11 protein-coding genes and 1 pseudogene are annotated in these 13675 nt (G+C 53.5%); 9 read left to right on the top strand and 3 right to left on the bottom strand.

Going from position 1 to position 13675, the window contains the following annotated elements; genetic code table 11:
• Nucleotides 1–258: 258 nt before the first annotated feature.
• Together HMPREF1207_RS28680 and HMPREF1207_RS10205 are read left to right on the top strand one after the other, a co-directional pair.
• Nucleotides 259–1230: pseudogene (locus HMPREF1207_RS28680) on the top strand (MBL fold metallo-hydrolase).
• Nucleotides 1231–1332: 102 nt separating this feature from the next.
• Nucleotides 1333–2592: a M48 family metallopeptidase gene (locus HMPREF1207_RS10205; RefSeq protein WP_009671449.1), complete on the top strand. Its 1260-nt coding sequence runs from the start codon at nt 1333–1335 to the stop codon at nt 2590–2592.
• Nucleotides 2593–2726: 134 nt separating this feature from the next.
• On the opposite strand, the gene HMPREF1207_RS10200 is transcribed toward HMPREF1207_RS10205, so the two are convergent.
• The 3 genes from HMPREF1207_RS10200 to HMPREF1207_RS10190 all read right to left on the bottom strand — a co-directional run bounded on the left by HMPREF1207_RS10200 (nt 2727) and on the right by HMPREF1207_RS10190 (nt 6979).
• On the bottom strand, nt 2727–3890 hold the full coding sequence (locus HMPREF1207_RS10200) for a conserved virulence factor C family protein (RefSeq protein ID WP_009671443.1): 1164 nt from the start codon (nt 3888–3890) through the stop codon (nt 2727–2729).
• 347 nt (nt 3891–4237) lie between these two features.
• Entirely contained in the window at nt 4238–6133 is a 1896-nt protein-coding gene (locus tag HMPREF1207_RS10195) for a DEAD/DEAH box helicase (protein WP_016423637.1), read from the bottom strand.
• A gap of 171 nt (nt 6134–6304) precedes the next feature.
• Nucleotides 6305–6979: a hypothetical protein gene (locus HMPREF1207_RS10190; protein WP_009671715.1), complete on the bottom strand. Its 675-nt coding sequence runs from the start codon at nt 6977–6979 to the stop codon at nt 6305–6307.
• Nucleotides 6980–7276: 297 nt separating this feature from the next.
• Here HMPREF1207_RS10190 and coxB point away from each other — a divergent pair, with 297 nt between their 5' ends.
• From coxB to HMPREF1207_RS10155, 7 genes are all read left to right on the top strand, one after another.
• Complete coding sequence (gene coxB / locus HMPREF1207_RS10185) at nt 7277–8275, top strand: cytochrome c oxidase subunit II (RefSeq protein WP_009671687.1); 999 nt, start codon at nt 7277–7279, stop codon at nt 8273–8275.
• A 95-nt stretch (nt 8276–8370) separates the two neighbouring features.
• Nucleotides 8371–10194: a cytochrome c oxidase subunit I gene (gene ctaD / locus HMPREF1207_RS10180; RefSeq protein WP_050803004.1), complete on the top strand. Its 1824-nt coding sequence runs from the start codon at nt 8371–8373 to the stop codon at nt 10192–10194.
• Entirely contained in the window at nt 10191–10811 is a 621-nt protein-coding gene (locus HMPREF1207_RS10175) for a cytochrome (ubi)quinol oxidase subunit III (RefSeq protein WP_009671668.1), read from the top strand. Before ctaD ends, HMPREF1207_RS10175 begins: the two co-directional genes overlap by 4 nt.
• Before the next feature lies 1 nt (nt 10812).
• Complete coding sequence (locus tag HMPREF1207_RS10170; protein ID WP_009671683.1) at nt 10813–11124, top strand: cytochrome C oxidase subunit IV family protein; 312 nt, start codon at nt 10813–10815, stop codon at nt 11122–11124.
• A 101-nt stretch (nt 11125–11225) separates the two neighbouring features.
• The gene (locus HMPREF1207_RS10165) at nt 11226–12053 is read left to right on the top strand and encodes a cytochrome c oxidase assembly protein (protein ID WP_009671673.1); all 828 of its coding nucleotides are present in this window, start codon (nt 11226–11228) and stop codon (nt 12051–12053) included.
• A 54-nt stretch (nt 12054–12107) separates the two neighbouring features.
• A complete protein-coding gene (locus HMPREF1207_RS10160) occupies nt 12108–12563 on the top strand; it encodes a DUF420 domain-containing protein (RefSeq protein WP_009671726.1) in 456 nt (151 codons plus the stop codon).
• Nucleotides 12564–12901: 338 nt separating this feature from the next.
• On the top strand, nt 12902–13639 hold the full coding sequence (locus tag HMPREF1207_RS10155; protein WP_009671719.1) for an ABC-2 transporter permease: 738 nt from the start codon (nt 12902–12904) through the stop codon (nt 13637–13639).
• Nucleotides 13640–13675 lie beyond the last annotated feature (36 nt).

The raw sequence follows: 13675 nt of genomic DNA, 5'->3' as shown, positions 1-13675 counted from the left end.
TGGTACTAACAGGGACTTGGAGACTAGTCGGCTAGTCTTACATCCCGAAAACCAAGCCAGGCGCCTATCTTCGGGATAGCGGCGCACAGTGGAGCGAGGAAGTCACATGGGGTCTGTGACCGCGACACTGCTATGAGCTTGGTTTTTTTGCGTTTTTTTGCGCTCGGGGGCGGCTGTTCGTACAATAGGAAATAGGAGATAAAGGGAAAAGAAGCGGCCGGATCGTTCGGCCGCGGGCAATCGGAGGAGGAACATGCGATGAACAGGAAAAGATATACGAACATGGACCCTGCAGCGGGACTGAGCACATTCTCGGATCTTCGCAAATGGCGTAAGGAAAGAAGCGGCAAAGTGAAGGATCTTTCCTTCGTTGTAAAAACAAGTCCGGATAAAGATCCCGGCTACTTGAAAGCCAACCGGAGCGAGACGACGATCACGTGGATCGGCCATTCCACCTTTCTGCTTCAGAAAAACGGCATTAACCTGGTCACGGACCCGGTATGGGCGAGCCGTATGGGGTTCGACAAGCGCCTGGCGGAACCTGGGCTTAAGCTCGGCGAACTGCCTCCGGTGGATGCGGTTCTGCTCTCGCACGGGCACTACGATCACCTCCATATCGGCTCCTTGCGTGCTCTTCCCGGAAAACCCAAGCTGCTGGTCCCGGAAGGGCTGGGGAAGACGCTTCGGCGTAAGGGCTTCGACGATATACAGGAGCTTTCCTGGTGGGGAAGCCATGAACTCGGGGGTCTGCGCCTTCATTTCGTTCCCGCGCAGCACTAGACCCGCCGTTCGCTGACGGATACGAACACCTCCCACTGGGGAGGCTGGATCATAGAGGATGCCGGCAAGCCGGGGGCGGACCCGGACAGTCTCTATTTCGCGGGCGACAGCGGGTATTTCCAAGGCTTCCGGATGATCGGGGAACGATTTCGCATCGGCTGCGCCCTGATGCCTATAGGAGCTTACGAGCCCGAGTGGTTTATGTCCACTCAGCACGTTTCCCCGGAAGAAGCCGTGCAGGCTTTTCTGGACACCCAAGCGGACATTTTCGTGCCTATGCATTACGGCTCGTTCCGCCTTGCCGACGATACACCGCAAGAAGCGCTGGACAGACTGCGGCTGAATTGGGAACAGCGGAAGCTTGATCCCCAGCGTCTGAAGGTGCTGCTGCACGGACAAACACTGAAGACCACTTTAAGCGGCGCAGTAAACAAATTTCCCGCTGAATAAGGACAAACCCGTCTTTTTCGGCTTCCGGGCGGCATATACATCATGAGGGACCCTGCAGGCACGATGCGGTCCGAACGAATACCGAGGAAGCGGGGGAGGAAGATGAAGAACTGGAGAGTCGTGCTGATCCTCGGTTTTGCCGTATATGCGGCTGCGGTAGGATTTTATTTCGGCAGAGGGGACATTTACAGTCTGCCGTCAGGCTCGGCGGGCACCAGCATAGATCCGCACACGTTTATGAGCGAAGGAGAGATCGGCCGGGCAGAGGTGTTGTCGCGCATCCGCTCGATTGTGTATTTTTTGCAGACTCCTTTACAGCTTGTTCTGCTGATTTTGCTTGTGGGCACGGCTATCCGGTTCAGGGACCGCATTGAAGGCTGGACCCGGCGCTATCTGCTGCGGACAGGCTTGTTCGTTTTTCTGTTCCTGCTGGTCGTGTATGTCCTTATGCTGCCGTTCGACTACTTTATGCTTAGTGTGGAGAGGCACTACGGAGTTTCCAATGTCAGCTTAGGCACCTGGCTGGTTGACCATGCGAAGAACCTTGGGATCGAATGGCTGACCACGACGTTCGTTCTCTTGCTTGTCCTTGCCTTGATGAAACGAAGTCCCCGGAAATGGTGGCTGTGGCTGTGGGCTTTTTCCGTACCGCTCCTGCTGTTTCTCCAGTTTATCCAGCCGGTAATTATCGAACCCCTATACAATGAATTTACGCCGCTGCGGGCGGGTGAACTGAAAAAAGAGCTGCTGCATCTAGCATCGCAGGCCGGAATCGCGGCGGATGACGTATACGAGGTCAACATGTCCGAGAGGACGAATCAGCTCAACGCCTACGTGTCCGGAATCGGGTCCAATGCCAGAGTCGTTCTGTGGGATACGCTTCTGCAAAAAATGGACACTCGCGAAATTCTGGTCGTCATGGCGCACGAAATGGGGCATTATGCGGAGCGGCACGTCTTCTGGGGGAGCGGACTGGGGCTTGTCATGAGCTTCGGCCTCCTCTGGGGCGGGAGCCGGATTTACGAGATAGCGGTGCGCAATTGGGGCAGAGCGAGAGGACTTCGCGGTCCTCGGGATATGGCCGGGCTGCCGCTGCTGCTCGCCATTGTCTCTCTGCTGAGCCTTGCGGTAACTCCTATAGACAACGCCGCTTCGCGGCTGATGGAAGTCAGGGCCGATTCCTATGCGATGAAAATGACCGGAGACGGCCAGGCGGGTGTGAGCGCTTTTCAGAAGCTTGCCGCAGCGAATTTGAGTCCGGTCACGCAGCCGGCGCTCCTGCAGTGGTTTCTCGGTTCCCATCCGACCATAGAGGAACGAATCCGGTATTTCGGCGAGTTTGCCGCGCAAAAAGCCCGTTAAACTAAAAAGCGTACCGTTTTCCGATTTGCAAACAGGTTTTGCGAATCGCGAAAAGGCACGCTTTTTTTCATAGGGAAGAGCTATAGGGCACGCGTCCGAGCAGGGTGATCTTCACAACGGGTTAAGAGACCGCTTTAGTCCTGCTTAGGCGCGTCGATTCCTTGGCGGCTGCGTGTCATTTGCTGCCAGACCGAGCCTTCCGCGGCATGTCCGCCCTCGATGCGGGCAATTGCCATCTGGACCTGCATGCTGATTTCGAATTCCGGATCGTGCGCCGCTTCGCGCAAGGCCTCGAGGCAGGAATCGTCACCGACTTCGTACAGAAAACGGGCGGCACGCCAGCGGACCAGCTTGTTGGGATCTTTCAAGGCAGTAGACATAGCCGGAACGGCTGCCGGATCCCCCAGATCGGACAAAGTGTCTCCCGCCGTACGGCGGACGGCCGGGGTGCGGTCCTCCAGAGCCTGGAACAGGTAAGGAAGCACTTCCGGTTCCTTGATATCGCCGAGATAAACCGTTGCAAGTCTGCGTACGGACGTTTTCTCATCGCCGAGAGCCTTGGCGAGGAGAGGCAGCGTCTGGGGAGTGGCTTTGACGCTTTGCAAAGCGGCATACCGTTTTTTCCAGTCGGGATCGTCCAGGAGCCGGCCGATTTCCTCTTCGGTCAATTCGGCCGGACGCTGGGCTTCCGCATAGTCCGTCTCGGACAGCCCCTGAGCGGCCTGTTCCGTAAGCAGGCTCAACCTCTTGTCATCGTAAGACGCATCCACTTCCTGAACAACCTCATTCAGCACATCCTGAAGCTCTCCGTAACGGACATCGAGCTCTTGCAGCTTCCGCTCCTTGAGCAGGTGAGGAGAATTTTCGGTCGCTTTCATCGCAGCTTGTGTAAAACGTTCCGGAAGAGCGGCACGCGCTTCTTCGCCGCCTGCGTTTACCCGGATCTGCATAGGGATGCCGCGGAAAGTCTGGAGCAGCACCTTAACCTCTCCGAAACCGGACCCCGCTTCGTCTTCGCCGGGAAGAGAGGCTTGAGAGCCGCCGCTGCCCAGCAGTTCCCGGGCCTGTGTGAGAATCTGCTTCCAGTCTCCTTTGGGGGAACGGTCAAGCGCGATAAAATCGGCTACCTGAAAAACGCTTGTCACTCCGGGGATATCCAGGAGCTGTTGAATATAACCGGGAGCGTTGTCGCGCTGTTTCCGGGTAAAAGTCAGGCTGCGGCCCTTAGGCAGCGCCTTATCTAAGTTAAGCTTCATGGTATTGGGACTCGGGGTTGGTTCAATCGATACTAAATTCACTGGATCACACCCTCCTTTGTTCCTCTTTATGATACCACATTTTTGCTAAAAGACCTTTCGCGCCAAATCTCTGTGAGGAAAGTCACTGCATGCAGGTATAAATTACCTATAATTAACTAAAATGGAATTTTGACATCTCTGTTTTGTTGAGTTTCTTCTATATAATAAGCTGCTTCTGAACCCCGTTGAATCCAGGTAAAAAAGAAAACCGGAACATGAAGTCCCGGTTGGTTGCAAAACATTTCCGATTAGCCTCTTTCCGCAAGGCGGAGGGTCTATCGGAGGCGAAGCTTAAAAGGTAGTTAGCCGGCAGCTGATAAAAATGCCGGCTCAACGCACGCCGCTGACTACCTGCCGCGCTTGGAACCGCCCCGCGGAGCAGGTCCGCCGCTTCGCGAACCGCCACCGCGAGGGCCTGCACCGCGGCCGTTAGAGCCGCCGCTGCGTGATCCTCGCCCGGCGCTGCCGCCGCTTCGCGAGCCGCCGAAGTCGCCGCGGCCGGAACCGCCTCCGCGTGATCCTCGGGAATCGGCGCCGCCGCGTCCGCGGCTGCTGCGGGCTTCCGCCTCTTCACGCTGCTTGGCGCTTACGCCCCAGCCGGCTTCGCCGAATGGGCCCGCCGCGCTGTCGCGGTCGCCGCGTCCGCTGTCCCGTGTGCCGCGTCCGCTGTCGCGCGCGCTCTCGCTGCGCGGTCCGCGCCCGACGCTGCCGCCGCGTGCGCCGGCGAAGTCGTCGCGGCCCGAGCCGCCACGTGGGCCGCCGAAGCCGCCGCGCTCCGAGCCGCTGCGTCCGCGTCCGCCGCGGTCTGCGCCGTCGCGACGCTCCGCGCTATCGCCGCGGAAGCCGCCTTCGCTGCGTGTGCCGCGCCCGGCGCCGCCGCTGCGCGGTCCGCCCGCGTCGCGCGCATCCGCACGGCCGCGGCCCCGGCCGCCCGAACCGCCGCGCGGTCCGTCGGTGCGGTGCTCCCAGCGGCCTTCGGAGCGTCCCGCTCCGTCGCCGCCGCGGGAGCGCCCGCCGCCTTTGCCCGCAGGCTTCGCTCTGTCGCCGCCGCCGAAGTTCCGCTCGCCGCGAGGGCTGCGTCCTCCGCGCTCGCGGCGCTCGTCGGTCTCCTCGCCGCGTTCGCGGCGTGGAGCGTCCTGCCGCCGGAGCTGCTGGCGGATGCCCTGCTCGATCTGGTCGACGTAGACCTGATCGCGCGGGCTGGCGAACGTGACGGCGACACCGGTTTGGCCCGCCCGTCCCGTCCGACCGATGCGGTGGATGTAGCTTTGCGCGTCGTGCGGGATGTCATAGTTGAAGACGTGTGTAACGCCTTCCACGTCGATCCCGCGCGCAGCCACATCCGTGGCGACCAGCAGTTGGATGCTGGCGTCGCGGAACCGCTTCATGACCTGCTCGCGCTTGGCTTGCGACAGATCGCCGTGAAGCTCGTCCGACTTGTAGCCGCGCTCCTGCAGGTCGGCGTTCAAGGAAGCCGCTCTCCGCTTCGTGCGGCAGAATATCATCGCGAGGTAAGGCTTATCCGTATCGATGGCTCTGCATAAGGCGTCAAGCTTGCCGCGATCCGATACACGCACTACGGACTGGTCAATCTCCGTGAGTGTAACTTGCTTCGCTTTTACTCGGATTTCTTCCGGATTGACCATGTAACGCTTGGCCAGGTTCCGGATCGGGTCCGGCATTGTTGCGGAGAACAGCATCGTCTGCCGTCTCTGAGGAGTCTGGGCAATGATTTCCTCGACTTCATTCAAGAATCCCATATGAAGCATTTGATCGGCCTCGTCGAGGACCAGCATGGAAATCTTGTACAGAGCGACGGATCCTCTGCGCAGGTGATCAAGCAGGCGTCCCGGGGTCGCGACGATCAGATGGACACCGCCTGTCGAGGAAAGCTTGCGCAGCTGTTTCTCGACATCCTGTCCGCCGTATGCGGCCAGTACGTTAATGCCGAGGGAGGGCGCCAGTTTGGCGGCCTCCGCGGCGATCTGTATGGCAAGCTCCCGTGTAGGGGTCAGAATAAGCCCCTGCACTTCGGCGCGTGTGGGATTAGTCCGCTCCAGCATGGGAAGCAGGAAGGCGAGCGTCTTGCCGGTTCCGGTCTGTGCCTGGGCAATCACATCGCCGCCGCGGAAAACAACGGGCAGCGCCTGCTGCTGGATGGGAGTCGGATCGGATACGCCGCTTCGAGCCAGCAGTTTGGCCAGCTCCGGACGAACGCCGAGGTCTATAAATGGAAAAGACATATTGGTGTAAGCTCCTTCGAATGTAGGGATGCTTCCCATTCTACCCTAACGGCCGCACGATGGAAAGCTATGGCTTGGTTTCCTCTGTCTGCTTATTAACAAGAAGCATGCCTCCGCATGACTTTCTTCCTATAAAAAGGTGTTTTTCCTGACATGAATCTCCTTTTACGGTTACGGCTGCGGTTTCGTCCCGAATATCCGTGTCGCTCCTTGATTAAACTCGTTCACATAAGGTTTGAGCGAAGCGCCTGACAGGGCATCCAGTTTATAATGGTTGAGCTGGTTAATGAATTCACGGTTAGCCGAGATGTACACATCATGCACGGTCGGATCGAGCTGTCTGATTTTAAGGGCTATTTCCTGCTTGAAGTTATGGGATAAATTTTTATGATCCTGGACCGTCACGTAGCCGAGGAAGTCCGAAGCGAGTTCGTTCGTATAGAGGTTCTCGTAGTAGGGCTGGGGAATTTGGTTTTTCATGTCCCCGGGGCCATGCGTTTTCGTTTCGCTGCGCCCCGCTTTGGTTCCGGATGCGGAGTTGTCCACCATGATGGCGGCATAGGCATTTCGGTCTGTTCTCATCACGATAGCTCCCATCACCCCGTGCATGGCCGCAATTTGCGTGGACAGCTCATGATCGTACGCGAAGAAAGTATTGTTGTGGGAAACGGCGCTGACCTGCTGCTGGGTCTGATAAGCCCGGCTCTGGCCTTTTCCCTCAATCCGCTGCTTGGGATGCCCGTAACTGGTTTCCTTCGGATACGTATTAGTGCATCCCGATACAGTTACAATAATGAAGCCGGCCGCGGAAAGGGCAGGGATGAAACGGCGCATGATCTTGTTCATGATTGCTCCTCCTTGTTGAAGACTGACATAAATTTAGGATGAAGCGGGGAGGTGTGAATTATACGGGACGCAATGATGCATCCTAATGCTAAAAACCGAGCAGGAAGGAAATCAATGCAAGACAAATCAACAAAAAAATCGCAAAATGTAACAGCTTTTAGAACAATTTGTGAACTTTCCAAGAAGAATTGACAAAAAAGTTTTACCTAATTATAGTTAATTAAGTGATAAGGTTGATTGACATAGGCCTGTCGTTCGTGGTAAAAATATTGGTTTACAAAGTGGGGTTGATAAGCAATGAGTCGATGGAAAAAGAATTGGCGTCTAGTCCCCCTATTTGCGGTGATGACGTTCCTCCTTGCGGGTTGTGGAGACCCGACGCTTTCCGCTTTGCGACCTAGAGGGCCGGTGGCATCAGAACAGCTGTTTCTGATGAAGATCTCGATCGCCATCATGCTTCTGGTTGTAGTAGTGGTATTTGCATTGTATTTGTTCGTAATCATCCGTTTCCGTAAACGGAAGGGACAAGAAGGCATTCCGAAGCAAGTGGAAGGTAACCACGTGCTGGAGATTGTCTGGACGGTTATTCCGATTCTGCTGCTTATCGTGCTGGCCGTACCGACGGTTTACTATACGTTCAAGCACACTACGAACTACGTGCAGGATAAGGATGCTATCCATGTTAAAGTGACCGCTCACCAATTCTGGTGGCAGTTCGAGTATCCCGAGCTCGGCATTTCGACCGCTCAGGATCTTGTAATCCCTACAGGAAAGAACATCGCGCTTGAGCTTACCTCCGCGGATGTTACTCACTCCTTCTGGGTTCCGTCTCTCGGCGGTAAAATGGATACGAACACTAACATGACGAACGTGTACTATTTGAAAGCTGACGATGTCGATGTCTTCAAAGGTAAATGTGCGGAGCTTTGCGGCGCGTCCCACTCCTTGATGGACTTTAAAGTGAAATCGCTCGCACAAGGTGATTTTGACGCTTGGGTGACGAATATGCAAACTCCTGCCGCTGTTCCTGCAGATGCGAAGCAAGGCGAAGAGCTGTTCAAACAGAAATGCCTGCAGTGCCATGCGATCGATCCGAAAGGACTCGGTTTCGGTCCTAACCTGAACGGTTATGCGGACCGTGAAATGCTCGCCGGTGTTCTGGACCACAACGACGAGAATTTGAAAAAATGGATCAAAGATCCGCAATCCGAGAAGCCGGGAACTTTAATGCCTAAAGTACCGCTCGAGGATAATCAGGTTAACGAGCTTGTTAAATATCTGAACAGCTTGAAGTAAGACTTCTCAGGAAAAAGGAGGTTAATACGTTGGCACAAGCACACGCCCACGCGCATGCGCACGCACACCATCAAGTGAAGCGGTACACCGGCTTGATGGATTGGCTGACCACCGTGGATCATAAGAAGATCGGTATTTTGTACTTTATGGCCGGCGGACTGTTCTTCCTGATCGGTGGACTGGAAGCCATTCTCATCCGGATTCAGCTTATGAATCCAGATTTGAAAATTTTTATCGGTGATACGTTCAACCAGCTGACAACCATGCATGGTACGACGATGATCTTCTTCGCGGCCATGCCTATGATTTTCGGATTTATGAACGCGATAATCCCCTTGCAGATAGGGGCCCGGGACGTTGCGTTTCCGTTTCTGAACTCCCTTGGATTCTGGCTTTTCTTATTCGGGGGTATCCTTCTGAACCTGTCCTGGTTCATGGGGGGCGGAGCCAATGCCGGTTGGACGGCATACGCTCCACTTTCATCTATAGTAGATAGTACGAAAGCCATTACGGTTGGTGGCAATATTACCGGGGTCGATTTCTATGTTCTCGGTCTGCAGATTGCCGGCCTTGGAACCCTCCTCGGGGGGATTAACTTCCTCGTAACGATCATTAACATGCGTGCACCCGGCATGACCTACATGCGTATGCCGATGTTTACCTGGGCGTCCTTTATCACGTCCGCACTGATCTTGTTCGCTTTCCCTGCGATTACCGTAGGTTTAGTTGAACTGATGTTTGACCGTATCTTCGACGGAGCCTTCTTTGATCCGGCCCGCGGCGGCAGCACCGTCCTTTGGGAGCATCTCTTCTGGATCTTCGGGCACCCCGAAGTTTACATTCTGATTCTTCCTGCGTTCGGTATCATTTCCGAGATCGTAAGTACCTTCTCTAGCAAGCGCCTTTTCGGTTACAGCTCGATGGTATTCGCGACCGCTCTGATCGGTTTCCTGGGCTTCATGGTTTGGGTTCACCATATGTTTACCGTAGGCCTCGGTCCTGTTGCCAACTCGATTTTCTCCATCGCAACGATGGCGATTGCGGTTCCGACAGGGATCAAAATCTTCAACTGGCTGTTCACCCTTTGGGGCGGACAAATCCGCTTTACGACGTCCAGCCTTTTCGCAACGGCTTTCATTCCGACGTTCGTAATGGGCGGGGTAACCGGGGTTATGCTTTCCGTACCGGCTGCCGACTTCCAGTATCATGACACTTATTTCGTTGTCGCTCACTTCCACTACGTTATCGTCGGTGGTTTGATTCTTGGCTTGTTCGCCGGTTCTTACTACTGGTGGCCAAAAATGTTCGGCCGTGTGCTGAACGAAACTTTGGGTAAAATACATTTCTGGACCTTCTTTATCGGGTTTCACCTGACCTTCTTCCCGCAGCATTTCCTCGGTCTGATGGGTATGCCTCGCCGCGTATTCACTTACGATCCGGGCCTTACTGCAGGTAACCTTGTCAGTACGGTAGGCGCATTCCTGATGGGTATCGGTACTCTCGTGTTCATCATCAACATGATCGCGACGAACAGAAAACCTCAAGATGCACCGAACGATCCGTGGGATGGTCGTACGCTGGAGTGGACGATTCCTTCTCCGGCACCGGAATACAACTTTAAACAAACTCCGCTTGTTCGCGGTCTTGACGCTCTGTGGAAAGAAAAAATGGCTGGCAACAAAGAGATGACTCCGGCTGAACCGGTTGGTTCGATTCATATGCCGTCTCCATCGATCCTGCCGCTGTTCATGGCTCTTGGGCTGTTTATCTCCGCATTCGGCTTCATGTACCACATCTATGTGATCTGTATCGTGGGTATCGGCATTACACTCCTTTGCATGCTGCTTCGTTCCGTCTTTGACGACCACGGTTGGCATATCGAACCGGAGGAGCTTAACGACAAGGGGGTTAAACGATGAGCACGCAAACGCACGACGCGGGTACGTTGCCGCTGGAGCCCGAGAAGGCAACGCTGGAAGGCAAGAATAAGGTTCTTGGTTTCTGGCTCTTCCTCGGCGGCGAGATGGTTTTGTTCGGTACGCTGTTTGCCACCTATATCGCTCTCCGGAACCAGATTCCGGAGGGGCCAACTCCGATGGAACTGTTTAAGCTTTCTACGGTCGCCTGGGCAACGTTCATCCTGTTGACATCCAGTTTGACCAGTGTATTCGCCATCATGGCGATGCACAAAAACAACGTAAAAGGTTTGCTGTTTTGGTTAGCCATTACGGTATTGCTCGGTCTTGGCTTCCTAGGGCTTGAAGTGTATGAGTTCTACGAATATGTCCATGAAGGACATGGGTTTACGACCAGTGCGTTCTCAACCTCCTTCTATACGCTCGTAGGCTTCCACGGCGGTCACGTTGCTTTCGGGGTTCTGTGGATCACTCTGCTGATCATCCAGGGAACACGCAAAGGTCTAACCGTCGTTACGGCACCGAAGTTCTATGTTGCCAGCTTGTACTGGCACTTTATCGACGTAGTATGGGTATTTATCTTTACGGTCGTTTATCTGATGGGGAAGGTAGGTCCTTAAGATGAGCACAAACGAAACAACTTCACCAAGTAAACGTTACAAGAAGGAAAGCCCGGCTAACCATTACTTTTCGTATATTGCTTCCATTCTCCTGACCATGATTGCTTTCGCGCTTGTCATGTACGGCGGCTTGGATAAGTCTTTCCTGTACGCATTCCTTATTTTCATGGCGTTGATCCAAATAGCCCTTCAACTTGCTTATTGGATGCACATGAAGGAAAAAGGCCACTTGTTCCCGATCGTGGGAATTATCTTTGGAGGCATAGTCGCCTTAACGGCCGTAGCCGCTGGGGTTTACTGGACCTGGTGGTAAGATAAAAAGAAGAAGAGCGGCTTCGTTGGCTATTGTTGCAACAGGCCGCTCCTTTTTTTCATCCGGGCAAGAAAATAAAAGGTAAAGGAGCTGACACAGCGATGGGTTTTTTTGAGATGTGGAACCCTGTTGTTCTGCTGTTCGTTGTCGTTGTCGGTCTCGTCTATCGTAGTTTGACCTCTCCTTCCAAGGCGGCGGCCGCGGGAGAAGAACCTGTAAGTTCCAAGGTCAAGCTCTCGTTCTACACCGGAATTGCCTTGTTCTACATCGGGCAGGGAAGCCCGATCAACTATCTGGGTCATCACTATCTGTTCAGTGTTCATATGCTGCAGCAGTCTCTCTTGTATCTGATCATGCCGATCTTTATCTTGAACGGGCTGCCGGCCTGGTTGATCCGTCCTCTTTTCAAAGGGACTGTTATGAACCGTCTGCTGCGATTCTTCACCCATCCGCTGATTTCGGTTCTGGCGTTCAACCTGCTTTTCTCGATTTACCATCTGCCGCTTATCATGGATACCCTGATGGAAAACGAATGGATGCTGCTCGGTTATCACGGAATCCTGCTGTTTACGGCTTTCGCCATGTGGTTCCCGGTCTTCACGCCGCTGCCGGAGCACGAAAAGCTGTCCAGCCTGATGAAATTGGCTTATATCGCGGTGAACGGAATTTTGCTCACTCCGGCCTGTGCGCTCATTATTTTCGCGAGCGAACCGATCTATGCGATGTATGCAAATGTGGTAATTCCGTTCAATGCGCTGCCTTTGCTTGACGACCAACAGCTTGGCGGAGTCCTGATGAAAGTGATTCAAGAAATTGTTTACGGTTCTGCCCTTGCTATGATTTTCTTCAAGTGGTATCGTACGGAGAGGGCACAAGAGGACGAATTGTCGGATGACCCGCAGGGAAACAACGGTCTGACGACGGCTTGAGTTTTTTGCCACTGACTCTGTGTCTTAATATAGGGAATGGATGGGATTTAAATCATGCATGTACTGCCGACGATCAGCACGATGTTCATCGTGATCAGCGCCATCTTCGTCGCTTTCGGTTGGTATCAGATTCGTAAGGGCAACCGGGAGACTCATACGAAATTGATGATTGCGGGGGCAATCTCTGCGCTGATCTTTTTCACCATTTATATGTCGCGTACCATCTTTCAAGGCAATACTTCATTTGACGGACCGGAAAGCCTTAAGCTTGCGTACCATATCTTTTTATTTTTCCATATTACGCTCGCTACGGTGGGAGCCGTGTTCGGTATCGTCACCTTGATTCTGGCTTTCAAAAAGAACTGGATACGCCACCGGAAAGTAGGCCCTATTACGGCAACCATTTGGATGTTCGTGGCACCTACGGGCGTAGTGGTTTACATTCTGCTCTATATTCTGTTTCCTGGCGGGGAGACGAAACCTCTTATCGATGCGATTTTTGGCTTGTAAAAGTACAGAAGCTTTACACATAGCCGCGTAGGCGAGATTAAACAGCTTTTTGTTTTCTAACGAAAACAGAGGGCTGTTTTTTTGTTTTGTGACAAACGGAGTGATAAGGAGGGAATGAATACGAGGGAGTGAGCAGGTGGCAGGGGGATAAGGCGGGACTTATAAGGAAAGGTAGTAAGCAAGAAAAGTGAGCAGGAGCAAGTGTGTATGGAGTAGAGAATAGGGGACAGAAAAAAGTGGAAAAAGGGGTTGCGGAAGTGTGTGCTTACTGTTAATATAAATATACACAGTAATCACAGCAAGCACAGTGAATACAGTAAACACGGTGAGGTGTTCGCATGAGCGTCTGGAGCAATGTATGGTGGCTAGCTAAACAAGATCTTAAGATGGTCCGTTATGGATATATCTGGAGCCTGCTTTATTATTTGAATGCCATGTTTGTGCTGTTTGTTTTCATGAAGCCGGAAATTTCGATGCATGGCGAAGTGAACGGGTTTTTGACCGTGGTGTTTAACTTGTTTGTTCTATCGATCATTCAAGTGGTTGGGTACCCGATTGATACAAGAAATATGAATTATTGGAAAAACGATGCTTATACGAAGCGAATTCTGCAGTTGAAAATGCTGCCTGTCACAAACAAGGAAATCGTGACGAGCCGGTTTTTGGTTTACATCCTGTACTCAAGTTTTTTTATCCTGCTTCTGCATGTGGGAATCCGCGTGATGATGTCCTTACAATGGGTTGATCCGGTAGGATGGGGGACGTGGCTCGGCATGATCTTCTTCTGGTGGGGAGCGGTGCTGGCCGTCGGTTCATTTTACCTGTATGGAGAATTGTCGATGCGCGGAAAAGTCTTCTTCCGTTTCAGTCTGCTGATGCTCTTGGCCACTCTGATCTTTTCCATTCTGCTATGGTGGACCGGGAATTACATGGTATGGCCTCTTGTGATAAGCAGTGTTGAACGATACGGGGTGATTGTGCCGGCTTGTTCGGTCATAATCGGTGCGACTGCGTTGGGGATCTCGTGGAAGATCCTCGGGAGAAAGATCGGACACCGGGATTTGTTTGCATCATGAGTGACGTACCTTTTGCCTAAAATGACGAAAGTTTGA

This window comes from Paenibacillus sp. HGH0039, assembly GCF_000411255.1.
Lineage (GTDB): Bacteria > Bacillota > Bacilli > Paenibacillales > NBRC-103111 > Paenibacillus_F.
This window is presented reverse-complemented; position numbering and strand designations above follow the sequence as displayed.

Coding starts and splice junctions, on each gene's coding strand:
- HMPREF1207_RS10190 (WP_009671715.1), bottom strand. CDS start 6,979: ATGAACAAGATCATGCGCCGTTTCATCCCTGCCCTTTCCGCGGCCGGC.
- HMPREF1207_RS10195 (WP_016423637.1), bottom strand. CDS start 6,133: ATGTCTTTTCCATTTATAGACCTCGGCGTTCGTCCGGAGCTGGCCAAA.
- ctaD (WP_050803004.1), top strand. CDS start 8,371: ATGGATTGGCTGACCACCGTGGATCATAAGAAGATCGGTATTTTGTAC.
- HMPREF1207_RS10175 (WP_009671668.1), top strand. CDS start 10,191: ATGAGCACGCAAACGCACGACGCGGGTACGTTGCCGCTGGAGCCCGAG.
- HMPREF1207_RS10170 (WP_009671683.1), top strand. CDS start 10,813: ATGAGCACAAACGAAACAACTTCACCAAGTAAACGTTACAAGAAGGAA.
- HMPREF1207_RS10160 (WP_009671726.1), top strand. CDS start 12,108: ATGCATGTACTGCCGACGATCAGCACGATGTTCATCGTGATCAGCGCC.
- HMPREF1207_RS10205 (WP_009671449.1), top strand. CDS start 1,333: ATGAAGAACTGGAGAGTCGTGCTGATCCTCGGTTTTGCCGTATATGCG.
- HMPREF1207_RS10165 (WP_009671673.1), top strand. CDS start 11,226: ATGGGTTTTTTTGAGATGTGGAACCCTGTTGTTCTGCTGTTCGTTGTC.
- HMPREF1207_RS10155 (WP_009671719.1), top strand. CDS start 12,902: ATGAGCGTCTGGAGCAATGTATGGTGGCTAGCTAAACAAGATCTTAAG.
- coxB (WP_009671687.1), top strand. CDS start 7,277: ATGAGTCGATGGAAAAAGAATTGGCGTCTAGTCCCCCTATTTGCGGTG.